This window comes from Flavobacterium flavigenum (genome assembly GCF_027111255.2).
Taxonomy (GTDB): Bacteria; Bacteroidota; Bacteroidia; order Flavobacteriales; family Flavobacteriaceae; genus Flavobacterium; species Flavobacterium flavigenum.
In genome coordinates this window covers 2,345,229-2,366,588 of record NZ_CP114285.2, presented here as the reverse complement: position 1 = coordinate 2,366,588, position 21,360 = coordinate 2,345,229, and the positions used below count along the sequence as shown (strand labels likewise).

The following is a 21,360-nucleotide window of genomic DNA, read 5'->3' as shown; positions in this document are numbered from 1 at the left end:
CCCTAAATTTTGAATAATATATTGCAATATTTAGGTTTTGTTAATTTTAGTTTAGAGTTGGAACGAAAACGTTATAGTATTTTTGGATTAAAACTTAAAATACTATGCATGCATTGTTATTTGGTATTTAAAATTTATCTTTGAAAAGCTTCTTTCACGGAGAGCATGAAAGCATTTTAACAACTAAAGAACCACTATTATGGATTTTAATCTAACAGAAGAGCATTTAATGATACAGCAGGCTGCAAGAGATTTTGCTCAAAATGAACTGTTGCCGGGTGTAATTGAAAGAGATGAAAAGCAAATTTTTCCGGCCGAACAGGTAAAAAAAATGGGTGAGTTAGGGTTCATGGGGATGATGGTGGATCCAAAATACGGAGGAAGCGGGCTGGATACAATTTCATATGTAATTGCGATGGAAGAAATTTCTAAAGTTGATGCATCGGCTTCAGTAGTGATGTCTGTAAATAACTCTTTAGTATGCTGGGGATTGCAGGAATTTGGAACTGAAGAACAAAAACAAAAATACCTGCCTCGTCTGGCTTCGGGTGAAATTCATGGAGCATTTTGCTTAAGCGAGCCTGAAGCAGGTAGTGACGCCACTTCGCAAAAAACAACCGCTATCGATATGGGCGATCACTATTTGGTAAATGGTACAAAAAACTGGATTACAAACGGGAATACGGCTTCTGTTTATCTAGTTATCGCACAAACACATCCTGAATTAATGCATAAAGGAATAAATGTCCTGATTATGACCAAAGATATGCCGGGCTTTTCAGTTGGGCCAAAAGAGCAAAAAATGGGGATTCGTGGTTCAGATACACATTCCTTAATGTTCAGTGATGTGAAAGTCCCGAAAGAAAACAGAATTGGAGAAGACGGATTCGGATTTAAATTTGCCATGAAAACACTTGCAGGAGGCCGAATCGGAATAGCTTCACAGGCTTTAGGAATTGCTTCAGGGGCTTATGAGCTTGCTTTAAAATATTCCAAAGAACGAAAAGCTTTCGGAACAGAAATTTGCAATCATCAGGCGATTGCTTTTAAACTGGCTGATATGGCTGTAAATATTGAAGCAGCACGTCATTTGTGTATGAAAGCAGCCTGGGACAAAGATCAGCATAAAAATTATGATGTAAGTGGCGCGATGGCTAAATTATTTGCTTCTCAGGTAGCAATGGATACAGCCGTAGAAGCGGTTCAGATTCACGGTGGAAATGGTTATGTGAAAGAATATCATGTAGAGCGTATGATGCGTGACGCAAAAATCACTCAGATTTACGAAGGAACTTCAGAGATTCAGAAAATTGTGATTTCAAGATCTGTTATCGCAGAATAAATTTCATTAGAAAACCATATAAAACCCTTTCGAATTTTGTGTTCGAAAGGGTTTTGTTTTTGAGATAAAAAATTAATTACATTTACCTTATAGAATTAACTCTTATGTATGAAGAATTAAAATACTGGTATTTGCGTGATCACAAATTGTTTAGAACACTAAGTTTTGGGCAAATTAAACAATTATGTATTATTACAGGTTTCAAAAAAGCATCAAAAGGGGAAATTATTTATTTTTCTTCTTCAGATGTACCTCGTATTTTCTTGCTTAAAAAAGGGAATATTAAAATTGTTGCTGTTGACGAAGAGGGAAATGAAACGATAAAAGATATTATTCAGAAAGGAGATTTATTCGGCGAACTGACTTTAGAAACCGATGAAAAAGCCAATGAATATGCAAAAGTACTTTCTAATGACGTTGCGATTTGCAGTTTTTTAATGTCTGATTTTGAAGATTTATTGTTGCGAAATCCAACATTAGCACTTTCTTATACCAAATTTGTCGGGCTGAAAATGAAGCGCATCAAAAATAATTATGCGAATTTAATTTCTAAAGATGCCAAAACCAGATTGTATCAATTCCTTAAAGACTGGGCGGAACATGAAGGAATTAAAAAAGGAAATCGGGTTACTATCGAAAATTATTTAACCCAAAATGATATTGCCCAGATTATTTGTACTTCGAGGCAAACCGCCACACAATTGTTAAATGAAATGGAAGTAAATAATCTTTTAATATATACCAGAAAAGAGATTATTATCAAAGATATAAGCCAATTATAATTATTTTACCTAAAGTGTAAATTAGCCGACATTTTGTTTTTTCATAGTAAAGTAGTTTTACATCATCATAAAAGATAAAACTATTAATCATGAAAAAAACACTCATAATGCTTTTGGCGGTATTTAGTATTGCTGCCAATTCCCAAAATGCAGTTCCCAAGTCTGCAACTGATATTGCTCCTTTGTTGATAGGAGAGAAGATTCCAAATTTAATTTTAAAAACATCTGAAAACAAAGACATAAACGTTTTTGATTTAATCAGGACAAAGAAAACGGTTTTAATTTTTTACCGCGGAGGCTGGTGTCCGTACTGTAATTTGCATTTATCTGCTTTGGCGGAAACCGAAAAACAAGTCCTGGATTTAGGATATCAAATTATTGCTATAAGTCCGGATGCTCCCGAGAATTTAAAAATTACCGTAGAAAAGAATAAAGTAAAATATACTTTGCTTTCTGACTCAAAAGGAGAATTAATCAAAGCTTTTGGGATTGCTTTTGAAGCTCCGGAAAACTATAAATCAGTTATTAACGTACATTCAAAAGGGGTGAATACCAACTTTTTACCTGTTCCTTCTTTGTTTGTAGTAAATACGGACGGTGATATTCTTTTTGAATACATTTCGCCAGATTTCAGGCATCGTATAACATCTGAATTATTAGTTTCAGTATTAAAAAACTTAAATTAAAATAAGATGAAAAAGATAATTTTATTAGTATTCGTTTTAGTATCAGCGGTTTCATTTTCTCAAAATGACGCGAAAAGAATTGCTCAATATAACTTAGAGAATAAAACTGCCATTCAGGGTTATGATCCGGTAGCGTATTTTAAACAAAATAGAGCGGTAAAAGGGAAAAATGAATTTAGTGCTGCCTATATGGGGGTAATTTATAAATTTTCTTCTTCAGGAAATAAAGATGTTTTTGTAAAAAATCCGGCTCTTTATGAACCTCAATTTGGCGGATGGTGCGCGTACGCAATGGGAAGTGCTGGAGAAAAAGTTGAAATAAACCCGGAAACATTTAAAATTGTAGATGGAAAATTGTATTTGTTTTACAATGCTTTTTTTAATAATACTTTGAAAAGCTGGAATAAGGACGAAGCTAATTTGAAAACAAAGGCTGAAGTGAATTGGAAAAAAATCTATAAATAAAAGGTTATGAAAACAGCATTGATAATCTGGATTTTAAAGATAACTGCTTCGGTTATTTTACTGCAGACTTTGTATTTTAAATTTACCGGCGCGCCCGAAAGTGTGTACATTTTTTCGACTTTGGGAATTGAACCTTATGGAAGAATTGGTTCCGGTATTGCAGAATTATTAGTGGTAATTTTAATTTTAATTCCTAAAACAACGTGGCTTGGGGCTTTATGCGGAATTGGCGTTATGACTGGCGCTGTTCTTTCGCATTTATTTGTTTTAGGAATTGAAGTGCAAGCGGATAAAGGACTACTTTTTTCACTTGCACTTATCACAATTATGTGTTGTTTAGGATTGCTATATTTCAATAAACATAAAATCATTAACCTTCTAAAAACAAAATAATCATGCTGATAAAATCCATTAATTATAGTTTAGATGAGTTAACAAATTTGCTGAATCAGATTTCTGACTCAGCTTACTCAAAATCATGTGAAGCATTAAGCAATTCGAGTATTGGCGAACACACCCGCCATATTCTTGAAATGTTTCAATGTCTTGAAAATGGTTATGATTCAGGAGCCTTGAATTACGATAACCGGGAACGGAACAAACAAATTCAAACGGAAACCGAATTTGCAAAAGAATGTATTTTGAATATTAAAAATAACCTTCGGAAAGAAAATAAAATAATCTATTTAGAGCAAATGATCGACGGACTTACCTTTAGAATTCAAAGCAATTATTACAGAGAACTTTTGTATAATCTGGAACATTGCATTCATCATCAGGCGTTAATTAAAGTAGCTGTATTGCAATATGAAAATATTTTGCTGGATGATAATTTTGGTGTTGCCCGTTCTACAATCGAATATAAAAAACAATGTGTACAGTAAGTTTTATCAACAATAATCAAACCGTAATAATCACTTCAAACCGGGATGAAAAAGTGATTCGGCCAAACGCGATTCCGCCTGGAAATTACATCTGTGGCGATAAAAATATCATATACCCAAAAGATCCAAAAGCTGGAGGGACCTGGTTTGCGGCAGATGCAAATGGAACAATTTTGGTGCTTTTAAACGGAGGAATTATAAAGCATGAAGTTCAGTTTTTGTATCGAAAGAGCCGCGGTGTGATTGCTTTGGATATTATTGGAAGTAATTCTCCAATCCATTTTTGGCACCAAATTAATCTGGAAGATATTGAGCCATTTACAGTGGTTTTGTACCAGGATAAAAAGCTGTACGAACTTATTTGGGATGGTATTTTAAAAAGAACAAAGCTATTAGATGAAACCCAAAATTATATATGGTCTTCGGTAACTTTATATTCAGATGAAATTCGAAAAAAACGTTCTGGATGGTTTGCTAAATTCTTAAAAGATAAAAAAGAAATTTCACCATTAGATATGATGCATTTTCATAAAAATACGGAGGGAGATGATTGTGAAAATGGTTTGATAATCAATCGGGAAAATGTTTTGAAAACGGTAAGTATTACGCAAGTTTCAATTCAACAAAATAAAAGTGTCATTGAATACCATGATTTGCTCGCAGCACAAAATTTTTCTACCGCATTTATTAATATTTAATAAAAAAATAAAGATGAAGCTATTTTTCCATAAAATCGCAAATTGGGAATATTGGCCGTTTCAGGTTTTATATATTCCAATTTATTTTCTTTGGGCGTATTATGCAATCAAAGCAAGATCTATTTTTTTCTTTAATGCATCCAATCCAAAAATTAAGAATGGAGGATTTTTAATGGAAAGCAAAAAGCAGATTTATGATTTGCTTCCAAAGGAGTATTATCCCAAAACTATTTTGATTAAGGAAAATAGTGAAATAAAAGATATTGTCAATAAAGCAATAGAATACGGAATTTATTTTCCATTAATAGCAAAACCTGATATTGGTTTGCGAGGTTCCGGAGTCAAAAAAATTCAAAATGTTTCAGAACTGAATAGTTATGCCGAGAAAGCAAATTTTGATTTTCTGCTTCAGGATATGATTACATTTAAAAAAGAAGTTGGTGTTTTTTATGTTCGCCATCCGCATGAACAACAAGGGAGAATTACGGGAATTGTTGCCAAAGAGTTTTTGATTGTTATTGGTGATGGCATTTCAACGATTGAAGATTTAATTCATAAAACACCCAGATTTGAACTACAGTTTAAAGCATTAAAAGAAGAATATGGAGATCTTTTGCATCGAGTAGTCCCTAAGGGAGAAAGTGTAAATTTAGTACCGTTTGGGAATCATGCCCGTGGCGCTAAATTTATAGATGGTAGTCATTTGATTACACCAAAACTGACAGAAACAATTAATAAGATTTGTTCTCAGATTCCGGAATTTTATTTTGGAAGATTTGACATTATGTACAATTCTTTTGAAGAACTGGAAAGAGGCGAGAATTTTCAAATCGTAGAATTAAATGGCGCAGCAAGTGAACCCACTCATATTTACGATCCTAAACATTCTGTATGGTTTGCATGGAAAGAACTGGCACGACATATTACGTATATGTACGAAATAAGTGCTGCCAATCATAAAAGAGGATTTCCTTATTTAGATTATAAAGTAGGCATGAATGAATACCGTTTACACGTGGCTCAAAACAACAAAATTCTAAATTTTTAAAATGCTTAAAATATTGCAAAACATAGCAGTTGGATTTCTGGTAAGTTTTATTGGATCAATTCCTTTAGGATATCTCAATTTAGCTGGATTGGAAATTTATACTAAATATGGTTTTCATAATTTAGTTTTCTTTTTATGCGGCGTTGTTTTTGTAGAAAGTTTTGTGATTTATTTTACGCTTCTTTTTGCTCAGAAATTGGTTAAAAATAGAAAGCTAATGAAACTTATAGATTTTTTTTCAGTGTTTTTTATGTTTCTTCTCGCGTATTATTTTTATTCAGCGTCTTCAAATATTTCGTCAAAAAGTAATTTGAATACTTCTTTAATATATTCGCCATTTGCAATTGGCGTTGTTTTAAATTGCCTCAACTTTTTGCAATTGCCATTTTGGACCAGCTGGAATCTATATTTGGTCAAAGAGGAATATATCATAATTGAAAAAAAGCTGAAATATTACTATATTGCTGGAACTTTGAGTGGGGTTTTTATCGGAATGTTAAGTTTAATAGTCATACTGCAAACTGTTGTTCAAAAAACAAACCAATTTTCAAAGTATATAGTACCTGTTTTTATTCCATTGTTTTTTATTTTACTTGGAAGTATTCAGGTAGCAAAAGTCTATAAAAAATATTTTAAATCAATCGCTTTAAAGTTTTAGCTTTAAAGCTAAAACTTTGACTATGAAAAAACTATACTTTCTTTTTCCGTTTATTTTATTGGGCTGCAAATCTAATATTTCATCAGTCGGAGAAACAGCTTCCAAAGAAACCGCTATTGAAAGCAATTATTTGGTCGAACAAAATGAAGTCTCAGATTTTTTAAAATATCTTTCTTCTGATGAACTCGAAGGAAGAGAGACAGGAACGAGGGGAATTGAAAAAGCAGCTGTTTTTTTAGAGGATTTTTTTAAGAAGAATAATGTAAAGCCTTATTTCAGTACGTATCGTGATACACTTACGAATTTTAAATCGCCGGCATATAATATTGTGGGATATTTAGAAGGAAGCGATCCTGAACTCAAAAAAGAGTTTTTGGTTTTAAGTGCACATTATGATCATATTGGTTTACTGAAAAACAAGCAGGATGATGTGATCAATAACGGTGCAAACGATGATGCTTCCGGAGTCACCGTAGTTGCAGAAATGGCTAAATATTTCGCTAAGACAAAATTGAATAAAAGAAGCATCCTTTTTGTGTTTTTTGCCGGGGAAGAAAAAGGATTATTAGGATCTAAAAGTTTAGTGCAAAAACTTAAAAAGAAAGATTTTAATTTATACGCCCAGCTCAACATTGAGATGGTGGGTGTACCTATGAAACGTGATTATCTTGCCTACATAACAGGTTTTGATAAATCAAATATGGCCGAAAGGATTAATCAGTATACCGGAAAGAATACAATTGGCTTTCTTCCAAAAGAAGCCGAATATGAACTCTTTTACCGTTCTGATAATTATTCTTTTTATGAAGCATTCAAAAAACCGTGTCAGTCCATAAGTACTTTTGATTTTGAGAATTTCGAATTTTATCATCATCCGTCAGATGAATTTCAGCTAATGAATATTCCGCATATCACTAAATTTACGCAGGAGTTTTTGCCGGCTGTTACCAAAATTGCAACAACTCCAACGCAAGAAATTACAATGACTAAATAAAGACTCGTTTTTAGAAGATTTGATTATTTTTGTGGCATGAAAAATATTATTATTACTGGAACGAGTAGAGGAATTGGTTATGAACTGGCTTTACAGTTTGCCAATGCAGGACATAATGTTTTAGCGATTTCCAGAAAAATTCCGCAAGCGCTTTTAGAACACCCAAATGTAACCTGTCTTTCAGTTGATCTGGCAGATGAATCTCAACTCAATATTGTGAGCGATTTTCTTTCTTCAACATGGAAAAAAGTAGATGCTGTAGTACACAACGCAGGCGCTTTGCTTTTGAAACCTTTTGCAGAAACCACTCATGCTGATTTTGAAAGTATTTACAAAGTGAATGTTTTTGCCGTTGCTAATCTAACCCGAATTTGTTTGCCTTATCTTGAAAAAGGCAGTCATGTGGTAACCATCAGTTCGATTGGCGGTGTTCGCGGAAGTTTGAAATTCGCAGGTTTAGCAGCTTATAGTTCAAGCAAAGGTGCTGTTGGTACCTTAACAGAATTACTGGCTGAAGAATACAAAGAAAAAGGCATTTCATTTAATGTTTTGGCTTTAGGTTCTGTCCAGACTGAAATGCTGAATGAGGCTTTCCCTGGTTATCAGGCTCCCATTTCTGCTGAAGGAATGGCAACTTATATTTATGATTTTACGCTTAATGGGAATAAATATTTTAATGGAAAGATATTAGAAGTTTCTTCTACCAATCCGTAGATTAAATTCCAATTTTTTAAAACCCAAATTCCAAATACATCTAACTTTTAACAAAAAACATTTAACTCAAATTGAGCGAAACACTAGCCAAATATATCCCCGAACATGCCGTAAAGCCTGTTTTCGATTTGATCGTTGCCAATCAGGTGCACCTTAAAATCGTTAACGAGCGTCAGACACGTCATGGTGATTACAGGAGAGGACCGAGTGGCAAACATGAAATAACAGTCAATGCGAGTTTAAATAAATATCGATTTTTGATTACGCTGATTCATGAAATTTCTCATTTAGTTGCTTTTGAAAAGTTTGGACGAAATATAAAACCTCACGGTAATGAATGGAAATTGACCTTTCAGCGATTAATGATACCCTTTATTCGTCCGGAGATTTTTCCAAATCAAATTCTTCCCTTATTGGCGAGACATTTTAAGAACCCTTCTGCAAGCAGTGATACCGATACTACTTTATCATTGGCTTTGAAGCAATATGATAAGGAAAATGATAAAAATTATGTTTTTGAAATTCCGTATGGCAGTGTTTTCAGAATTAAAAATGGGAAAATTTTCAAGAAAATTGCTGTACGGACAAAACGTTTTGAATGTCTGGAAATTAGTACCGGGAAATTATATCTTTTTAATCCAAATGCTGAGGTAGAATTAATAAATATTCAATAAAGAGAAATTAAATTCCAAATATAGAAATTCCAAATCCCAATTAAACTAAGATTGGAATTTGGAATTTTAAATATTGAAATTTTAAAGATTTTACCCTTTTAGATAAGCCTCTCTTACCTTTTTGAATAAATTCGAAGAATAAACAAATTTTACAATGTCTTTGTTTTCCGTTCTAAAGATTTCCTCTTTTGTGCCCTGCCAGGCTTTCAGTCCTTTTTTTAAGAAAACAATATTTTCTCCTATCTCCATCACAGAGTTCATGTCGTGTGTGTTAATTACAGTTGTAATATTGTATTCTTTTGTGATTTCCTGAATCAGATTATCGATCAAAGTTGAGGTATTTGGATCTAATCCTGAATTTGGTTCATCACAAAACAAATATTTTGGATTATTTACAATCGCACGGGCAATCGCTACACGTTTTTGCATACCTCCTGAGATTTCAGAAGGAAGCTTTTGATGTGCATCAACCAGATTTACTCTTTCCAAAACAAAATCAACACGTTCTTTGATTAGAGCTTTATTATTATTTGTGAACATTCTTAACGGAAAAGCTACATTTTCTGCCACAGTCATCGAATCGAATAAAGCGCTTCCCTGAAAAACCATTCCGATTTCCGTTCTCAATTCACGTTTTTCATCCTTGTTTAAATCAGAATAAACCCTGCCATCAAATTCAATTGTTCCTGAGTCGGGTGTGTGAATTCCTAATAGTGTTTTTAATAAAACTGTCTTTCCCGATCCACTCTGCCCAATAATTAAGTTGGTTTTTCCAGTTTCAAAAACTGTCGAAACACCTTTTAAAACTTTGCTGTCACCAAATGATTTTTCTATGTTTTTTACTTCTATCATTATCCTAATAATAATTGAGTTAATATATAATTTAGAAGAATGATACAAACTGATGTCCATACAAAGGATACTGTACTTGCCTTACCAACTTCTAATGCACCGCCTTTCATGTAATACCCGTGAAAAGATGGAATTGTAGCCAACAACATCGCAAAAATCAAAGTCTTAATAAAAGCATATGTAATGTGGAAAGGGATAAATTCCATTTGAGCTCCCTGGATAAAATCCTGACTTGTAGAAAATCCTCCATAAGCACAGGCAAGCCATCCTCCAAAAATTCCCAGAAACATACTGATTCCAATTACAAACGGATACATTAATAAAGCTACTATTTTTGGGAAAACCAGATAGTTTAAGGAATTAACCCCCATAACTTCAAGAGCATCAATTTGTTCGGTAACACGCATAGTTCCTATGCTTGAAGTGATATAAGAGCCCATTTTTCCGGCCATAATTACCGAAATAAAAGTAGGTGCAAATTCCAGGATTACAGACTGACGCGTTGCAAAACCAATTAAATATTTTGGGATTAAAGGATTAGTTAAGTTTAAAGCAGTCTGAATAGCTACAACCCCGCCAATGAAGAAAGAGATAAAACAAACAATTCCGAGGGAGTCAATTATTAAATCGTCGATTTCTTTGAAAATTAATTTTTTCATTACAGACCATTTAGTCTGTTTGTTGAAAATTTCTTTCAGCATTAAAAAATATTTCCCTACCTGGGATAAATAACGAACTAACATCATAGTTTTACAAATATTGGCTAAGGTAAAAAGAAGTTATGAGTTTTGGGTTATGACTTTCCCATTTTCGGTTGCTTTGGCAATCAAATTAACTTTTGTTTCATTTTTTGAAAACGATACTTTCTTATAAATTTAGCTTGTTCAGGGGTAACCAATAACGGAGTTTTTGCATTTTTTGCCTTCCAGAAACCTCTTATATAATCTAAGAAAAGAAATGGTTTTTTCTTCATCATGGCCAGTTTTGCAGAAGCAATAGCTGTAATCCAAAAGCCATAACCTAAAGTATAAAAAGCTTCGCCTTGTTTATAACGGGCTGTTTTGTTGTAATTGGCACCGGTTGGTTTTAAGTGTTTTACTTGTAACGATTCGTCTGTTACAATTTTCCAGCCGTAATATTTACATAATAATTCATCTACGGTGTCCCAGCCCATTGCAGGACGTAAGCCTCCTATTTGATTGAAGGTTTCTTTGCGATACGCTTTTAAAGCGCCGCGAATATGATCTTTGTCGGTTAAATTTTCTAAAATCCAGCCACCGTTTTTTTCAATATAACAAAATCCTCCAGCCATTCCGACTTTTGAATCGGATTCGAAATGTTTAATAATGGATTCGAAATAGTTTGGTGGGAAAATTAAATCTCCGTCTATTTTGACAATGATTTCATAATCAGAATCTAAGGTTTCAAAACCTTTCTGAAATGCCTGAATCACTTTGCTCCCCGGCATGTGAATTGCATCTGAAGTTTTGTTGACAACAGAAATAAAAGGATTTTCTTTTGCAAAACTCAAAACTACTTCTTCTGTTTTATCAGTTGAATTGTCATTAACCACCACAACTTTTGATGGTAAAACGGTTTGTGAAACCAGGGATTGTAAAGTCAGGCCAATTAAATCCTGTTCGTTGTGTGCGGGAATGACGATATAATATTTCATAAATTTTGAATTTAAAATTCCAATCTCTTAAATTGCTACGCCAGTTCGCTATCGCTCGAGTCCAAATTCCAATCAAAAGCAAGTTCAATTGGAATTTGGAGTTTGTTTTTTGAGATTTCCAAAGTTGGAATTTTATTTTTGGAATTTACATTATTTATGCCTTTTCAGCATAGACAATGTAGTATCTGTTTGTGAAGCTTCTTAAAAATGGCCTTAGTCCGAATTTTTTAACCGGGTTGGTCCACTTTTGTCTGTCGATGATTTTCCAGCCGGTTTTTTCCAGAAGCCAGTCCAGCTGCCAGTCTTCAAATTCGTGGTAATGTCTGTCCCACATATCTGTTTTAGAACGATAAGCCGGAGAAAACCATAAACGCATCGGAATCGAAATTAAAAGTTTATCCGATTGGATTTCTTTCAGGATTGTAAACGGATTCAATAAATGTTCGAAAATTTCGAAAGCCGTTACCACGTCAGTTTTATCATTTTTTAAGGCATCCTGATTCATGTCTAAATCTTCTCCGCTCGTGTTTTTTACTGAAAAACCGGCTTCTTTCATGATTTTTGAAAACGGATTTTCAACCCCTAAATCCAGAATAGTTTCAGATGTTTTGATGTGTTTTTGTAAAAACTCCAGAGTAAGTTTGAATCTTTTATTTGGAAACGTTTTTTCGTACATAGTATAGGTGTGAACGAGGCAGGGCTAGTTCTTGATTTTTTGATTAGGTGGCAAATATACAAAGATATCTTATAGTTTTGGTGTTTTTTAGCCCGGATAGAAATGAAAAGCCCACGACTTAAAAAGTGTAGTTTTTGCAGGTTTAAAGAAGCGACTGGAAGAAGCTTTTTTAAGGCATAAAAACACATTTTTTAAGTGTGGACTTGTAATGGATAGCCGGAATAGCTACTGAAATTAATATCTATATACGAATGCGTTGATGTTCATTCCTGCTCCAACCGAAGCGAAAATAACTACATCGCCTTTGCTGATTTCGTGATTTTCTATTTTGCCCTGAATTAACAGGTCGTATAAAGTTGGTACGGTGGCAACACTGCTGTTTCCTAAATCATGGATACTCATTGGCATAATGTCTTTAGGAGCGGTTCTGTCATATAGTTTATAAAAACGGTCGATTATAGCTTCGTCCATTTTTTCATTTGCCTGATGGATCAGGATTTTTTTAACCTCATCTATGGCAATGCCGCTTTTATCTAGACATTCCTTCATGGCGGTTGGAACATTGCTTAGTGCAAATTCGTAAATTTTGCGGCCATACATTTTGATGTATTTGATGTCCGGATCCAGATCAGGATTATATGATTTACCGAAGAAAAGGAAGTTGGCTTCATCATTGGCAAAAGTGGCACTTTCGTAAGATAACAAACCGGCTTCATCGGTGGAGGCTTCTAAGATTGAAGCTCCGGCACCGTCTGAGTAAATCATCGAATCGCGATCGTGATCGTCAACCACTCTCGAAAGTGTTTCGGCACCAATTACCAAAACTCTTTTTGCCATTCCTGATTTGATGAAAGCATTGGCCTGCAATACACCTTCAATCCATCCTGGACAACCAAAAAGGATATCGTAAGCCACACATTTTGGGTTTTTGATATCCAGTTTGTTTTTAACACGGGTTGCTAAACTTGGAATCATGTCTGACTGAACAGTTCCCGATTTAACATCGCCAAAATTGTGTGCAAAAATGATATAATCTAAAGTCTCTTTGTCAATATTAGCATTTGCAATGGCTTTTTCGGCTGCAAAAAAAGCTAAATCAGAAGTTGTATGTTGGTCTTCAGCATATCGGCGGTTTTGGATTCCGGTAATACCTTTGAATTTTCTAATTACTGTTTCGTTAGGATAACCAAAAGGAGTTCCATCTTCATTTAAAAAAACATGTTTGTCAAAATCGGTATTCTTAACTTCTTTTTGCGGAATATAGCTTCCTATACCTATTATCTTTATTTTCATTACTTCTTTTTTCCAAAAATTTTAGCTAATTTATAAATAATTATAATAAAACAGTGATAAAAATTACTATGCGCGCATATAATTATGAAATAGTAATATTTTTAGCAGAATACTGTCTATTTTTCAATGAAAACAGAGTTTTGAAGAAATTTTGAAGGTTTGTTCGACAGTATTTGATATAATAAAAAATGCTCCGATTTATTGGAGCATTTAATCTTTACTTAAATTGGAAGGATTAGTAAGAAACCAAAGTTGTAATGCTTGATGCAGGCAAGTTAATTCCGAAGTTACCCCCTGATACAGCAATATTATCAGCCGCTAAATTAGATGAACTGGTTGTTTTGTAACGATTAAATCCAGTAATTGAAATATTGCTATAACTAAAAGGCTGATACGTTATTTCGGCATTGTCATTTATAGCCACAATAACCAATTTGTTGTCTTTTTTGTATGCCGTAATATAAACACCAGATGAAGGGTTTGCAGTACAGTTAACTTTATTAAATCCAGGACGAATCCATCGGGAGAAATGTGTCATTGCGTAACCGCGTTTTGTTATATTGCCGTTTTCATCAAGCAAACCATAGCTTCTTCTTATATACCACCACGTATACATACTATAGCCCGCCACCATACACTTGTGTATTTCTTTGGCAGTGTTCATGGCGCCAGTCCAGATGTTGGCATCGTTTGTATCCGTAATATGCTCTGTCATCCAGACTTCTTTTCCAAAATTTACATATGTCGGATTTGCGCCGTATATGTGACCAGCAATATAACTGGTTTTATTTTTGGCTGTTGTGTTGCTCAGGTAAGTATTAATATAAGTTGTATTCATGTTAAAAGGTTCTGGGGCCATTATTTTAGTACCACAGTTATCTCCCTGGGCAGCAACAAAATTGGCAACTTCTGAAGCTGTCAACTCCATTGATTCATAACTTACATTAATGTTTGGTTCGTTTATTGGGCTAATTGCTGCAACTCCTCCTACAGTCGTATTGAAGTTTTTAAGGTGTTGTGCGTAAGCAGCATAAGAACTCGTTTTTAGTTTTCCTGCCACAAGATTGTTGTTGTCTTTCATTGAAGCCGGTGCAGTCCATGAAGATGCTATAATGGTTGCTCCGTAGGATTTAGCCGCATCAATTGTTGCTTTTTCTGCTGTCCAGTCAGAGCTGTTAGGAGAAATTCTGACTCTAAGAACGCTTAGCCCTAAACCTTCCGTAGTGGAGAAAGCTTTGATTTTTTGATTGGCAGTCAAATCAGCTACCCAGCCCCTGATGTTGGCCCCTCCGAAGCCTCTAATATACTGCTGAACAGTTCCGACTTCGATAGCAGCATTAGAACTTTCTTTTCCGGTAAGATTTGTAGGTTTTGTATCCTTTTGCGTAGTCGTGTTTTCAATTACAGCTGATTCTTCATCTTTTGAACAGCTTGTAAATGTTAAAACACTAATTAGTAATAAAGATGCGATTCTTTTTTTCATAATAATGGTTTTTGAGGTTAAATATTTAGCTAATATAATAATAAAAAACAACCGATTGTGAGAAAAATATTAAAATTTTTAACTGTAATTTTTTAATTATTAGTATTTTAGCTAAATATTTTACCACATAAACCTATTAGACATTATTAAAATACTAAAAATTCAACAACCGATTGTATATAGGATAACAAAAAAGGATTAATTGGTATTAGTGCTGAAATAACTATAAATGAGCGTTTTCAGTAAAAACCAATTTTATCAGAGAGAATACTTAATAAATTGACGAACAAAAAAGAGCTACCGATTAGTAGCTCTTTAATAAGGGATTTTAAATTTTTATTATTTAAAATGGAGTTATTTTTTAATTCTCCATATAAGCTTCAATAGGAGCGCAGCTGCAAACTAAATTTCTGTCACCGTACGCATCGTCAACACGACGAACTGATGGCCAGAATTTATTTTCGGCAATGTAATCTAATGGATAAGCGGCTTTTTCTCTTGAGTAAGGGAAATCCCAGTTATCAGTAGTTAACATAGCTAATGTGTGCGGTGCATTTTTCAATACGTTGTTTTTATCATCAGCTTTTGCTTCTTCAATTTCTTTTCTGATTGAGATCAATGCATCACAAAAACGGTCTAATTCGGCTAAATCTTCCGATTCTGTTGGTTCGATCATTAAAGTTCCTGCTACCGGGAAAGAAACCGTCGGCGCGTGGAAACCGTAATCCATTAAACGTTTTGCGATATCGCCCACTTCAATTCCGTTTTCTTTGAATGCACGACAATCTAAAATCATTTCGTGAGCTGCTCTTCCGCATTCTCCTGTATAAAGAATTGGATAGTGACCTTCGAAACGTGCTTTCATATAGTTAGCATTTAAGATCGCGTGTTCTGTAGCGCTTTTTAATCCTTCGGCACCCATCATAGTAATGTAACCGTAAGAAATTAAACAAACCAGAGCAGATCCGTAAGGTGCAGATGAAATAGCAGTAATCGCTTGCTCACCACCAACATTTAAGATTGGGTTAGTTGGCAAGAACGGAACTAATTTTTCGTTCACGCAAATTGGTCCAACTCCAGGTCCACCGCCTCCGTGAGGAATAGCGAAAGTTTTGTGTAAGTTTAAGTGACAAACGTCAGCGCCAATTGTAGCCGGATTTGTTAATCCAACTTGCGCGTTCATATTTGCACCATCCATATATACTAATCCGCCGTTGTCGTGGATTAATTTTGTGATTTCGATAATTGAAGATTCGAAAACGCCGTGAGTAGAAGGATACGTTACCATTAAACAAGATAAATCATCTTTGTGTTCAATTGCTTTTTCTCTTAAATCTTCTACGTCAATGTTTCCTTCCGGAGTAGTTTTCGTAACTATAATTTTCATTCCGGCCATCGCTGCAGAAGCAGGATTTGTTCCGTGCGCAGATGAAGGAATCAAACATACATTACGGTGACCTTCGTTTCTTGACATGTGGTACGCACGAATTGCCATTAGACCAGCATATTCACCTTGCGCTCCAGAGTTTGGCTGCAAAGTTGTTCCGGCAAAACCAGTAATTACATTTAATTGCTGCTCTAATCTCTTCAACATGGTAAGGTAACCTTCAACCTGATCAACTGGTGCAAACGGGTGAATGCTGTTCCAGTTTGGCATTGAAAGAGGCAACATTTCAGAAGCTGCGTTTAATTTCATTGTACAAGAACCTAACGAAATCATCGAGTGATTCAATGATAAATCTTTACGCTCTAATTTTTTGATGTAACGCATTAACTGACTTTCTGAATGATGATTGTTGAAAACATCATGCGTTAAGAAAGAAGAGGTTCTTTCTAAAGAAGCCGGTAATTGACTTGCTTCTGATAATTCAGAAACCGTAAAAGTTTCTTTTCCTAAAGCGTTAGCAAAAATGGCAATAATTTGATTTATGTCTGCAACAGAAGTCGTTTCGTTGAATGAAATCGAAATACTATCAGCATCAGGATAGAAGAAGTTTACTTTGTTTTTCTCTGCAACAGTTTTTACTTTTTGAGCGTCAGCTTTTACTAAAATAGTATCAAAGAAAGCTGTGTTGGTTTGGTAAACACCTAATTTATTTAAAGCTTCAGCAGTAGTAACTGCAGATGCGTGAACTTTGTTTGCAATATATTTTAAACCTTTTGGTCCGTGGTAAACGGCATACATTCCAGCCATAACCGCTAATAAAACCTGAGCCGTACAAATGTTAGAAGTTGCTTTTTCGCGTTTAATGTGCTGTTCGCGAGTTCCTAAAGCCATACGTAAAGCACGGTTTCCGTTTGCATCAACAGAAACTCCGATAATACGCCCCGGCATAGATCTTTTGTATTCGTCTTTAGTTGCAAAAAATGCAGCGTGAGGTCCGCCGTACCCCATTGGAACACCAAAACGCTGAGTAGTTCCCACTACAACTGCAGCTCCCATTTCTCCAGGAGAAGTTAAAGTCGCTAATGATAAAATATCGGCAGCGAAGGCCACTTTTATTTCGTTTTCTTTTGCTTTAGCAACAAAAGCACTGTAATCATTTACCTGACCGTATTTTCCCGGATATTGTAAAATCGCTCCGAAAAACTCATTTGAAAAATCAAAAGTTTCGTGGTTTCCAACAACTAATTCAATTCCAATTGGAGTTGAACGTGTTTGAAGTACAGATAAAGTTTGAGGCAAAATTTCTTCAGAAACGAAGAATTTATGTGTGTTGTTTTTCTTTTGGTCACGAGTACGAACATCAAACAACAAAGCCATGGCTTCAGCAGCTGCAGTTCCTTCATCTAATAAAGAAGCATTTGCGATTTCCATTCCGGTTAATTCAATAACCGTAGTCTGGAAATTTAAAATAGCTTCCAGACGACCTTGTGCAATTTCTGCCTGATACGGTGTGTAAGCCGTATACCATCCTGGATTTTCGAAGATGTTTCTTTGAATTGGAGCCGGAACGATAGTTGGGTGATAACCTAAACCAATGTATGATTTAAATGTTCTGTTTTTCTTCCCTAAGTCACGAATATGATTGGCATATTCGAATTCTGTCATGGCAGGATCTAAATTCAAAGGTGCTTTTAGACGAATGTCATCCGGAAGTGTTTCATAAACCAGTTGTTCAATCGAGTCAACTCCAATGGTCTTCAACATAAACGGAAGATCGGTTTCTCTTGGTCCAATGTGTCTTAAAGCAAAAGCATCTGTTCTCATTTGTAGCTATCTAATTTTTTAAAAAGAATGTAATTTTATCTTGTATTCTTTTAAGTTGGTCAGCAGAATACAATCTTTATTACATTTTATAGTAAATGTGTTGTTTTTTTGTGGCGCAAAATTAAGTATTATTAATAATTTAATGGGTATTTTTAACTTCAATTTTTATGAATTTTTCAACCAATAGGTGAGTTTATTAACAATTGATTAGATTTGAGGGATGAAACTATTGAAACAGATATTCGATTTTTACTTAAACAGCAGTATTCACGTGGCTTTGTCGTGTTATGCTTTGGTACATATCACATTTCATGTCTTTCATATTCAGTATAATGAAGCGATGGCTCTGTTTGTTTTTTTTGGGACAATTGTGGGGTATAATTTTGTTAAATATGATGCACTGGTTCGTGTCAAGAAAAATCTAATCGGAATTCAACTGAAAATTATTGCTGTTTTAAGTTTTCTTTCGGTGATTTTGTCCGGTTATTATTTTCTGCAACTAGAGCACATTACACAAATTGTCTCTTTTGGGATTTTTGCTGTTACGGCACTTTATACGCTTCCATTTTTTCCCAATAGAAGAAATGCCAGAAACTGGGCGGGCGTAAAAATTTACATTGTGGCCATTTGCTGGGTAGGAGCAACACTGGTTTTGCCTTTAATTAATGCGGGATCAGGATTAACATCTGATTTTTTTATAAAATCAATTCAGCGTTTTATATTGGTTTTTGTACTGATTCTGGTTTTTGAAATTATTGATTTAGCGAATGACGATCCGCACCTTCAAACCGTTCCACAGACAATCGGGGTAAAAAGAACTAAACTTTTGGGCTTTTTATTACTGATTCCGTTTTGGTTTTTAGAAATTTTAATCTCTACATTTAATTACCGTGATGCTATAATCAATCTTATTATGGTTATAATGCTGATGCTGTTTATTTTCTTTGCAAATCCCAGCCGTTCTAAATATTATACTTCTTTCTGGGTAGAAAGCGTACCGATTCTTTGGTGGCTTATGATTGTTTTTTTATAATTCTATTACTATTCTGTTTGTCTTATAGCAAGGAATCTTTTTCTTGTGACATTTTTTATTTTCTATACAAGGGCTTACTATAGCTTTGATAGGAGATAAAAAGTATTGTAATTCAGGCTTGAAGGTTTTTCTTTGAAGTTGCGGGTTTAAATATTTTGGTAATGGAAACCATAAAAGTGACTTAGTAAAATTATGACTCAAAACAGCACTATTACTATCGAGCTTTATCTGCTTTGTTTTAATGAGGAAAAGATGATTCGGCATACTTTAAATTATTATTCTGAATTCTGTAGTAAGATTACCATAATTGATAATCAGAGCACAGATGACTCGATGCATTTAGCCAGTACTTATAAAAATGTAGTATTTAGATGTCTGGATTCAGGAAATGAATTCGTAGAAGATAAATTGACAGCATCAAAAAATAATTGTTGGAAAGGAAGTACTGCAGATTACGTCATTGTTTGCGATATGGATGAATTTTTATTTGATGAAAATTTACAGGAAAAATTAGTAGAGGCTAAAGAGCAAAATATAATTATGCCTGCTGTAACTGGATACAATATGATGAGTGATGAGTTTCCTGCCAACTATAAAAAAAGAATAACAGAGCAGGTTAAGCATGGAGTGCGATCAGAAAGGTTTGATAAACAAATCATTTTTGACCCCAAAAAAGTAAAAGAGATCAACTACAGGCCTGGTGCACATTTGTGTAATCCTGTCTTTTATGAAAACACTCATGCAGCTTCAGGAATTGAATTGAAACTCTTACATTATAAATATCTGGGTAAAGATTATGTATACAAAAAACATGAAGTATATGTGAATCGAATGAGTGAAATCAGTCGGAAAAAAAAGCATGGTTACGAGTATTTAGAAGGAGAAGCCCATGTAAACAATATGTTTGAATTAGCAAAATCAGTAAAAAGAATCATAAAATAAAATTTCATAAAAAATATAAAATGGACTTTACGATAGAATTTACTTCAGGAGGAAATCATGGTCATCAACTGAAAGATGCTTTGGGCGGTCTTACCATTGGACGTTTATTTAATTTAAATTATGTGCATACTCCTTACGAATATTTGGATTATTTCGGGTTTGGATTTAAATATCCGGTTGTAAATAAAGCAGATCGTAAATTGAAATATAAAAACATAATAAGGGTTGAAGGCCCTTTGTGGTGCGGAATTGATGATTATGAAGAGTTATTGCAATATTTTGAAAAAGCGTTGCCACAGACAAATAACGATACTTTAGTAATCTTAGAAAATGCTTTGCGAATTCATCCCTTTCAAACTATACCCTGGTATCTGGAAGGAAAAACGAAAAAGAACATCTTCACTGAAATTCAGCAGGAAATGTCCGGTAACTTTAATGAACTTCATTCTTTACAAATCAATAAATTCAAATCACCTGTAGAAGTTGCCGTTCATATTAACAGAGGAACAGACTATGACAGAGAAAAATTTCCGCAACACTTTACAAGCCCATTTGCAGTAAGGTATATGTTTGATATGGATTATTACGAAAATATCATTTTGCATATCGAAGAGGCGTATGGTGTTGGTAATGTTTGTTTTAATATCTACACCGAAAAACAAAATGCAGAAGATATCTTACTGCGGTTTGATAAGAGAGAGCATACCAGAGTAATAATTGGCTCTGATCGCGAAGAAAAAAATTATGACCAGATACATTCAATTTTTAAATCTTTTGTCGAAGCCGATATTCTGGTCTGTTCCAATAGTAGCTTTTCGGTAATGTGCGCATATTTCCGCAAAGGAAGAAAAACGGTGTATCATCCACATCTTCAATTACGGTATTTGCCAGAACCAAATTACATAAAAACAGAGGATGATGGCAGCCTGGATATTGCGTTACTGCAACAGGAAATAACTGCTGATACTTTCACTTTTCATTCGCAGGGCAGCATTGTTTAATAACCATGGTATTTGTGTATATAGCGATGTTTTCTACTATTATTAGTATCCATTTTATCAAAAAATAAAAACAGCTTTACTTTTCTTTTGTTTTGATAATGAGTGTTTTATGTAAAAAAAACAGTCTCCTCTTAATTTTTACGACTTTCATGCGTAAAAATCCCCATCTCATACCCTTTTTTTATTTCGTGCTTTTTTTCTGATGTAATTTTACTATAGAAAATAAAGCCCGGTAAAATTTATTTTTAG

22 protein-coding genes are annotated in these 21,360 nt (G+C 34.3%); 15 read left to right on the top strand and 7 right to left on the bottom strand.

Translation table 11 applies throughout. The features are described 5' to 3' along the window. The first annotated feature begins 199 nt into the window (after positions 1-199). The 12 genes from OZP09_RS09665 to OZP09_RS09610 all read left to right on the top strand — a co-directional run bounded on the left by OZP09_RS09665 (position 200) and on the right by OZP09_RS09610 (position 8,945). Positions 200-1,342 (top strand): acyl-CoA dehydrogenase, encoded by a 1,143-nt coding sequence (locus OZP09_RS09665; protein ID WP_269237589.1) that lies wholly within the window; start codon positions 200-202, stop codon positions 1,340-1,342. Between the two features lie 104 nt (positions 1,343-1,446). After that, positions 1,447-2,124 (top strand): Crp/Fnr family transcriptional regulator, encoded by a 678-nt coding sequence (locus tag OZP09_RS09660; RefSeq protein ID WP_269237588.1) that lies wholly within the window; start codon positions 1,447-1,449, stop codon positions 2,122-2,124. An 89-nt stretch (positions 2,125-2,213) separates the two neighbouring features. Next, the gene (locus OZP09_RS09655; RefSeq protein WP_269237587.1) at positions 2,214-2,810 is read left to right on the top strand and encodes a peroxiredoxin-like family protein; all 597 of its coding nucleotides are present in this window, start codon (positions 2,214-2,216) and stop codon (positions 2,808-2,810) included. Between the two features lie 6 nt (positions 2,811-2,816). Then, the gene (locus OZP09_RS09650; protein ID WP_269237586.1) at positions 2,817-3,275 is read left to right on the top strand and encodes a YHS domain-containing (seleno)protein; all 459 of its coding nucleotides are present in this window, start codon (positions 2,817-2,819) and stop codon (positions 3,273-3,275) included. Between the two features lie 6 nt (positions 3,276-3,281). Next, positions 3,282-3,668, top strand: coding sequence for a DoxX family protein (locus OZP09_RS09645; protein WP_269237585.1), 387 nt, complete (start codon positions 3,282-3,284; stop codon positions 3,666-3,668). A gap of 2 nt (positions 3,669-3,670) precedes the next feature. Further along, entirely contained in the window at positions 3,671-4,159 is a 489-nt protein-coding gene (locus tag OZP09_RS09640) for a DinB family protein (protein ID WP_269237584.1), read from the top strand. After that, positions 4,147-4,857: an NRDE family protein gene (locus OZP09_RS09635; RefSeq protein ID WP_269237583.1), complete on the top strand. Its 711-nt coding sequence runs from the start codon at positions 4,147-4,149 to the stop codon at positions 4,855-4,857. The genes OZP09_RS09640 and OZP09_RS09635 overlap by 13 nt, the downstream gene beginning before the upstream one ends. Positions 4,858-4,870: 13 nt before the next feature. Further along, the gene (locus OZP09_RS09630) at positions 4,871-5,905 is read left to right on the top strand and encodes an ATP-grasp domain-containing protein (RefSeq protein ID WP_281310680.1); all 1,035 of its coding nucleotides are present in this window, start codon (positions 4,871-4,873) and stop codon (positions 5,903-5,905) included. Position 5,906: 1 nt separating this feature from the next. Then, complete coding sequence (locus tag OZP09_RS09625; RefSeq protein ID WP_269237580.1) at positions 5,907-6,563, top strand: hypothetical protein; 657 nt, start codon at positions 5,907-5,909, stop codon at positions 6,561-6,563. Between the two features lie 22 nt (positions 6,564-6,585). Then, entirely contained in the window at positions 6,586-7,557 is a 972-nt protein-coding gene (locus tag OZP09_RS09620; protein WP_281310679.1) for a M20/M25/M40 family metallo-hydrolase, read from the top strand. Between the two features lie 36 nt (positions 7,558-7,593). Then, on the top strand, positions 7,594-8,271 hold the full coding sequence (locus OZP09_RS09615; protein ID WP_269237579.1) for an SDR family NAD(P)-dependent oxidoreductase: 678 nt from the start codon (positions 7,594-7,596) through the stop codon (positions 8,269-8,271). A gap of 71 nt (positions 8,272-8,342) precedes the next feature. Next, positions 8,343-8,945, top strand: coding sequence for a SprT-like domain-containing protein (locus OZP09_RS09610; protein WP_269237578.1), 603 nt, complete (start codon positions 8,343-8,345; stop codon positions 8,943-8,945). Positions 8,946-9,035: 90 nt separating this feature from the next. Here OZP09_RS09610 and OZP09_RS09605 read toward each other — a convergent pair whose 3' ends face one another. The 7 genes from OZP09_RS09605 to gcvP form a co-directional block, all read right to left on the bottom strand. Then, complete coding sequence (locus OZP09_RS09605) at positions 9,036-9,797, bottom strand: ABC transporter ATP-binding protein (RefSeq protein ID WP_269237577.1); 762 nt, start codon at positions 9,795-9,797, stop codon at positions 9,036-9,038. Next, positions 9,797-10,543: an MlaE family ABC transporter permease gene (locus OZP09_RS09600; RefSeq protein ID WP_281310678.1), complete on the bottom strand. Its 747-nt coding sequence runs from the start codon at positions 10,541-10,543 to the stop codon at positions 9,797-9,799. Before OZP09_RS09600 ends, OZP09_RS09605 begins: the two co-directional genes overlap by 1 nt. Before the next feature lie 80 nt (positions 10,544-10,623). Beyond that, a complete protein-coding gene (locus OZP09_RS09595) occupies positions 10,624-11,472 on the bottom strand; it encodes a glycosyltransferase family 2 protein (protein WP_281310677.1) in 849 nt (282 codons plus the stop codon). Between the two features lie 154 nt (positions 11,473-11,626). After that, complete coding sequence (locus OZP09_RS09590; RefSeq protein WP_281310676.1) at positions 11,627-12,148, bottom strand: methyltransferase domain-containing protein; 522 nt, start codon at positions 12,146-12,148, stop codon at positions 11,627-11,629. A 234-nt stretch (positions 12,149-12,382) separates the two neighbouring features. Then, positions 12,383-13,441: a 3-oxoacyl-ACP synthase III family protein gene (locus tag OZP09_RS09585; protein WP_269237575.1), complete on the bottom strand. Its 1,059-nt coding sequence runs from the start codon at positions 13,439-13,441 to the stop codon at positions 12,383-12,385. A 235-nt stretch (positions 13,442-13,676) separates the two neighbouring features. Then, positions 13,677-14,924, bottom strand: a complete 1,248-nt coding sequence (locus OZP09_RS09580; protein WP_269237574.1) for a glycoside hydrolase — start codon at positions 14,922-14,924, stop codon at positions 13,677-13,679. 361 nt (positions 14,925-15,285) lie between these two features. After that, positions 15,286-18,135: an aminomethyl-transferring glycine dehydrogenase gene (gene gcvP / locus OZP09_RS09575; protein WP_269237573.1), complete on the bottom strand. Its 2,850-nt coding sequence runs from the start codon at positions 18,133-18,135 to the stop codon at positions 15,286-15,288. A 220-nt stretch (positions 18,136-18,355) separates the two neighbouring features. Between gcvP and OZP09_RS09570 the strand changes: the two genes are divergently transcribed. The 3 genes from OZP09_RS09570 to OZP09_RS09560 all read left to right on the top strand — a co-directional run bounded on the left by OZP09_RS09570 (position 18,356) and on the right by OZP09_RS09560 (position 21,111). Then, positions 18,356-19,168, top strand: a complete 813-nt coding sequence (locus OZP09_RS09570; RefSeq protein WP_269237572.1) for a UbiA prenyltransferase family protein — start codon at positions 18,356-18,358, stop codon at positions 19,166-19,168. A gap of 192 nt (positions 19,169-19,360) precedes the next feature. Beyond that, complete coding sequence (locus OZP09_RS09565) at positions 19,361-20,110, top strand: glycosyltransferase (protein ID WP_281310675.1); 750 nt, start codon at positions 19,361-19,363, stop codon at positions 20,108-20,110. Between the two features lie 20 nt (positions 20,111-20,130). Then, positions 20,131-21,111, top strand: coding sequence for a hypothetical protein (locus tag OZP09_RS09560; RefSeq protein WP_281310674.1), 981 nt, complete (start codon positions 20,131-20,133; stop codon positions 21,109-21,111). The last annotated feature ends 249 nt before the right edge of the window (positions 21,112-21,360 follow it).

Excerpts from the sequence above, each read along its gene's own strand:
- OZP09_RS09665 (WP_269237589.1), top strand. The coding sequence starts at position 200 with ATGGATTTTAATCTAACAGAAGAGCATTTAATGATACAGCAGGCTGCA.
- OZP09_RS09660 (WP_269237588.1), top strand. The coding sequence starts at position 1,447 with ATGTATGAAGAATTAAAATACTGGTATTTGCGTGATCACAAATTGTTT.
- OZP09_RS09655 (WP_269237587.1), top strand. The coding sequence starts at position 2,214 with ATGAAAAAAACACTCATAATGCTTTTGGCGGTATTTAGTATTGCTGCC.
- OZP09_RS09650 (WP_269237586.1), top strand. The coding sequence starts at position 2,817 with ATGAAAAAGATAATTTTATTAGTATTCGTTTTAGTATCAGCGGTTTCA.
- OZP09_RS09645 (WP_269237585.1), top strand. The coding sequence starts at position 3,282 with ATGAAAACAGCATTGATAATCTGGATTTTAAAGATAACTGCTTCGGTT.
- OZP09_RS09640 (WP_269237584.1), top strand. The coding sequence starts at position 3,671 with ATGCTGATAAAATCCATTAATTATAGTTTAGATGAGTTAACAAATTTG.
- OZP09_RS09635 (WP_269237583.1), top strand. The coding sequence starts at position 4,147 with ATGTGTACAGTAAGTTTTATCAACAATAATCAAACCGTAATAATCACT.
- OZP09_RS09630 (WP_281310680.1), top strand. The coding sequence starts at position 4,871 with ATGAAGCTATTTTTCCATAAAATCGCAAATTGGGAATATTGGCCGTTT.
- OZP09_RS09625 (WP_269237580.1), top strand. The coding sequence starts at position 5,907 with ATGCTTAAAATATTGCAAAACATAGCAGTTGGATTTCTGGTAAGTTTT.
- OZP09_RS09620 (WP_281310679.1), top strand. The coding sequence starts at position 6,586 with ATGAAAAAACTATACTTTCTTTTTCCGTTTATTTTATTGGGCTGCAAA.
- OZP09_RS09615 (WP_269237579.1), top strand. The coding sequence starts at position 7,594 with ATGAAAAATATTATTATTACTGGAACGAGTAGAGGAATTGGTTATGAA.
- OZP09_RS09605 (WP_269237577.1), bottom strand. The coding sequence starts at position 9,797 with ATGATAGAAGTAAAAAACATAGAAAAATCATTTGGTGACAGCAAAGTT.
- OZP09_RS09600 (WP_281310678.1), bottom strand. The coding sequence starts at position 10,543 with ATGATGTTAGTTCGTTATTTATCCCAGGTAGGGAAATATTTTTTAATG.
- OZP09_RS09595 (WP_281310677.1), bottom strand. The coding sequence starts at position 11,472 with ATGAAATATTATATCGTCATTCCCGCACACAACGAACAGGATTTAATT.
- OZP09_RS09590 (WP_281310676.1), bottom strand. The coding sequence starts at position 12,148 with ATGTACGAAAAAACGTTTCCAAATAAAAGATTCAAACTTACTCTGGAG.
- OZP09_RS09585 (WP_269237575.1), bottom strand. The coding sequence starts at position 13,441 with ATGAAAATAAAGATAATAGGTATAGGAAGCTATATTCCGCAAAAAGAA.
- OZP09_RS09580 (WP_269237574.1), bottom strand. The coding sequence starts at position 14,924 with ATGAAAAAAAGAATCGCATCTTTATTACTAATTAGTGTTTTAACATTT.
- gcvP (WP_269237573.1), bottom strand. The coding sequence starts at position 18,135 with ATGAGAACAGATGCTTTTGCTTTAAGACACATTGGACCAAGAGAAACC.
- OZP09_RS09570 (WP_269237572.1), top strand. The coding sequence starts at position 18,356 with ATGAAACTATTGAAACAGATATTCGATTTTTACTTAAACAGCAGTATT.
- OZP09_RS09565 (WP_281310675.1), top strand. The coding sequence starts at position 19,361 with ATGACTCAAAACAGCACTATTACTATCGAGCTTTATCTGCTTTGTTTT.
- OZP09_RS09560 (WP_281310674.1), top strand. The coding sequence starts at position 20,131 with ATGGACTTTACGATAGAATTTACTTCAGGAGGAAATCATGGTCATCAA.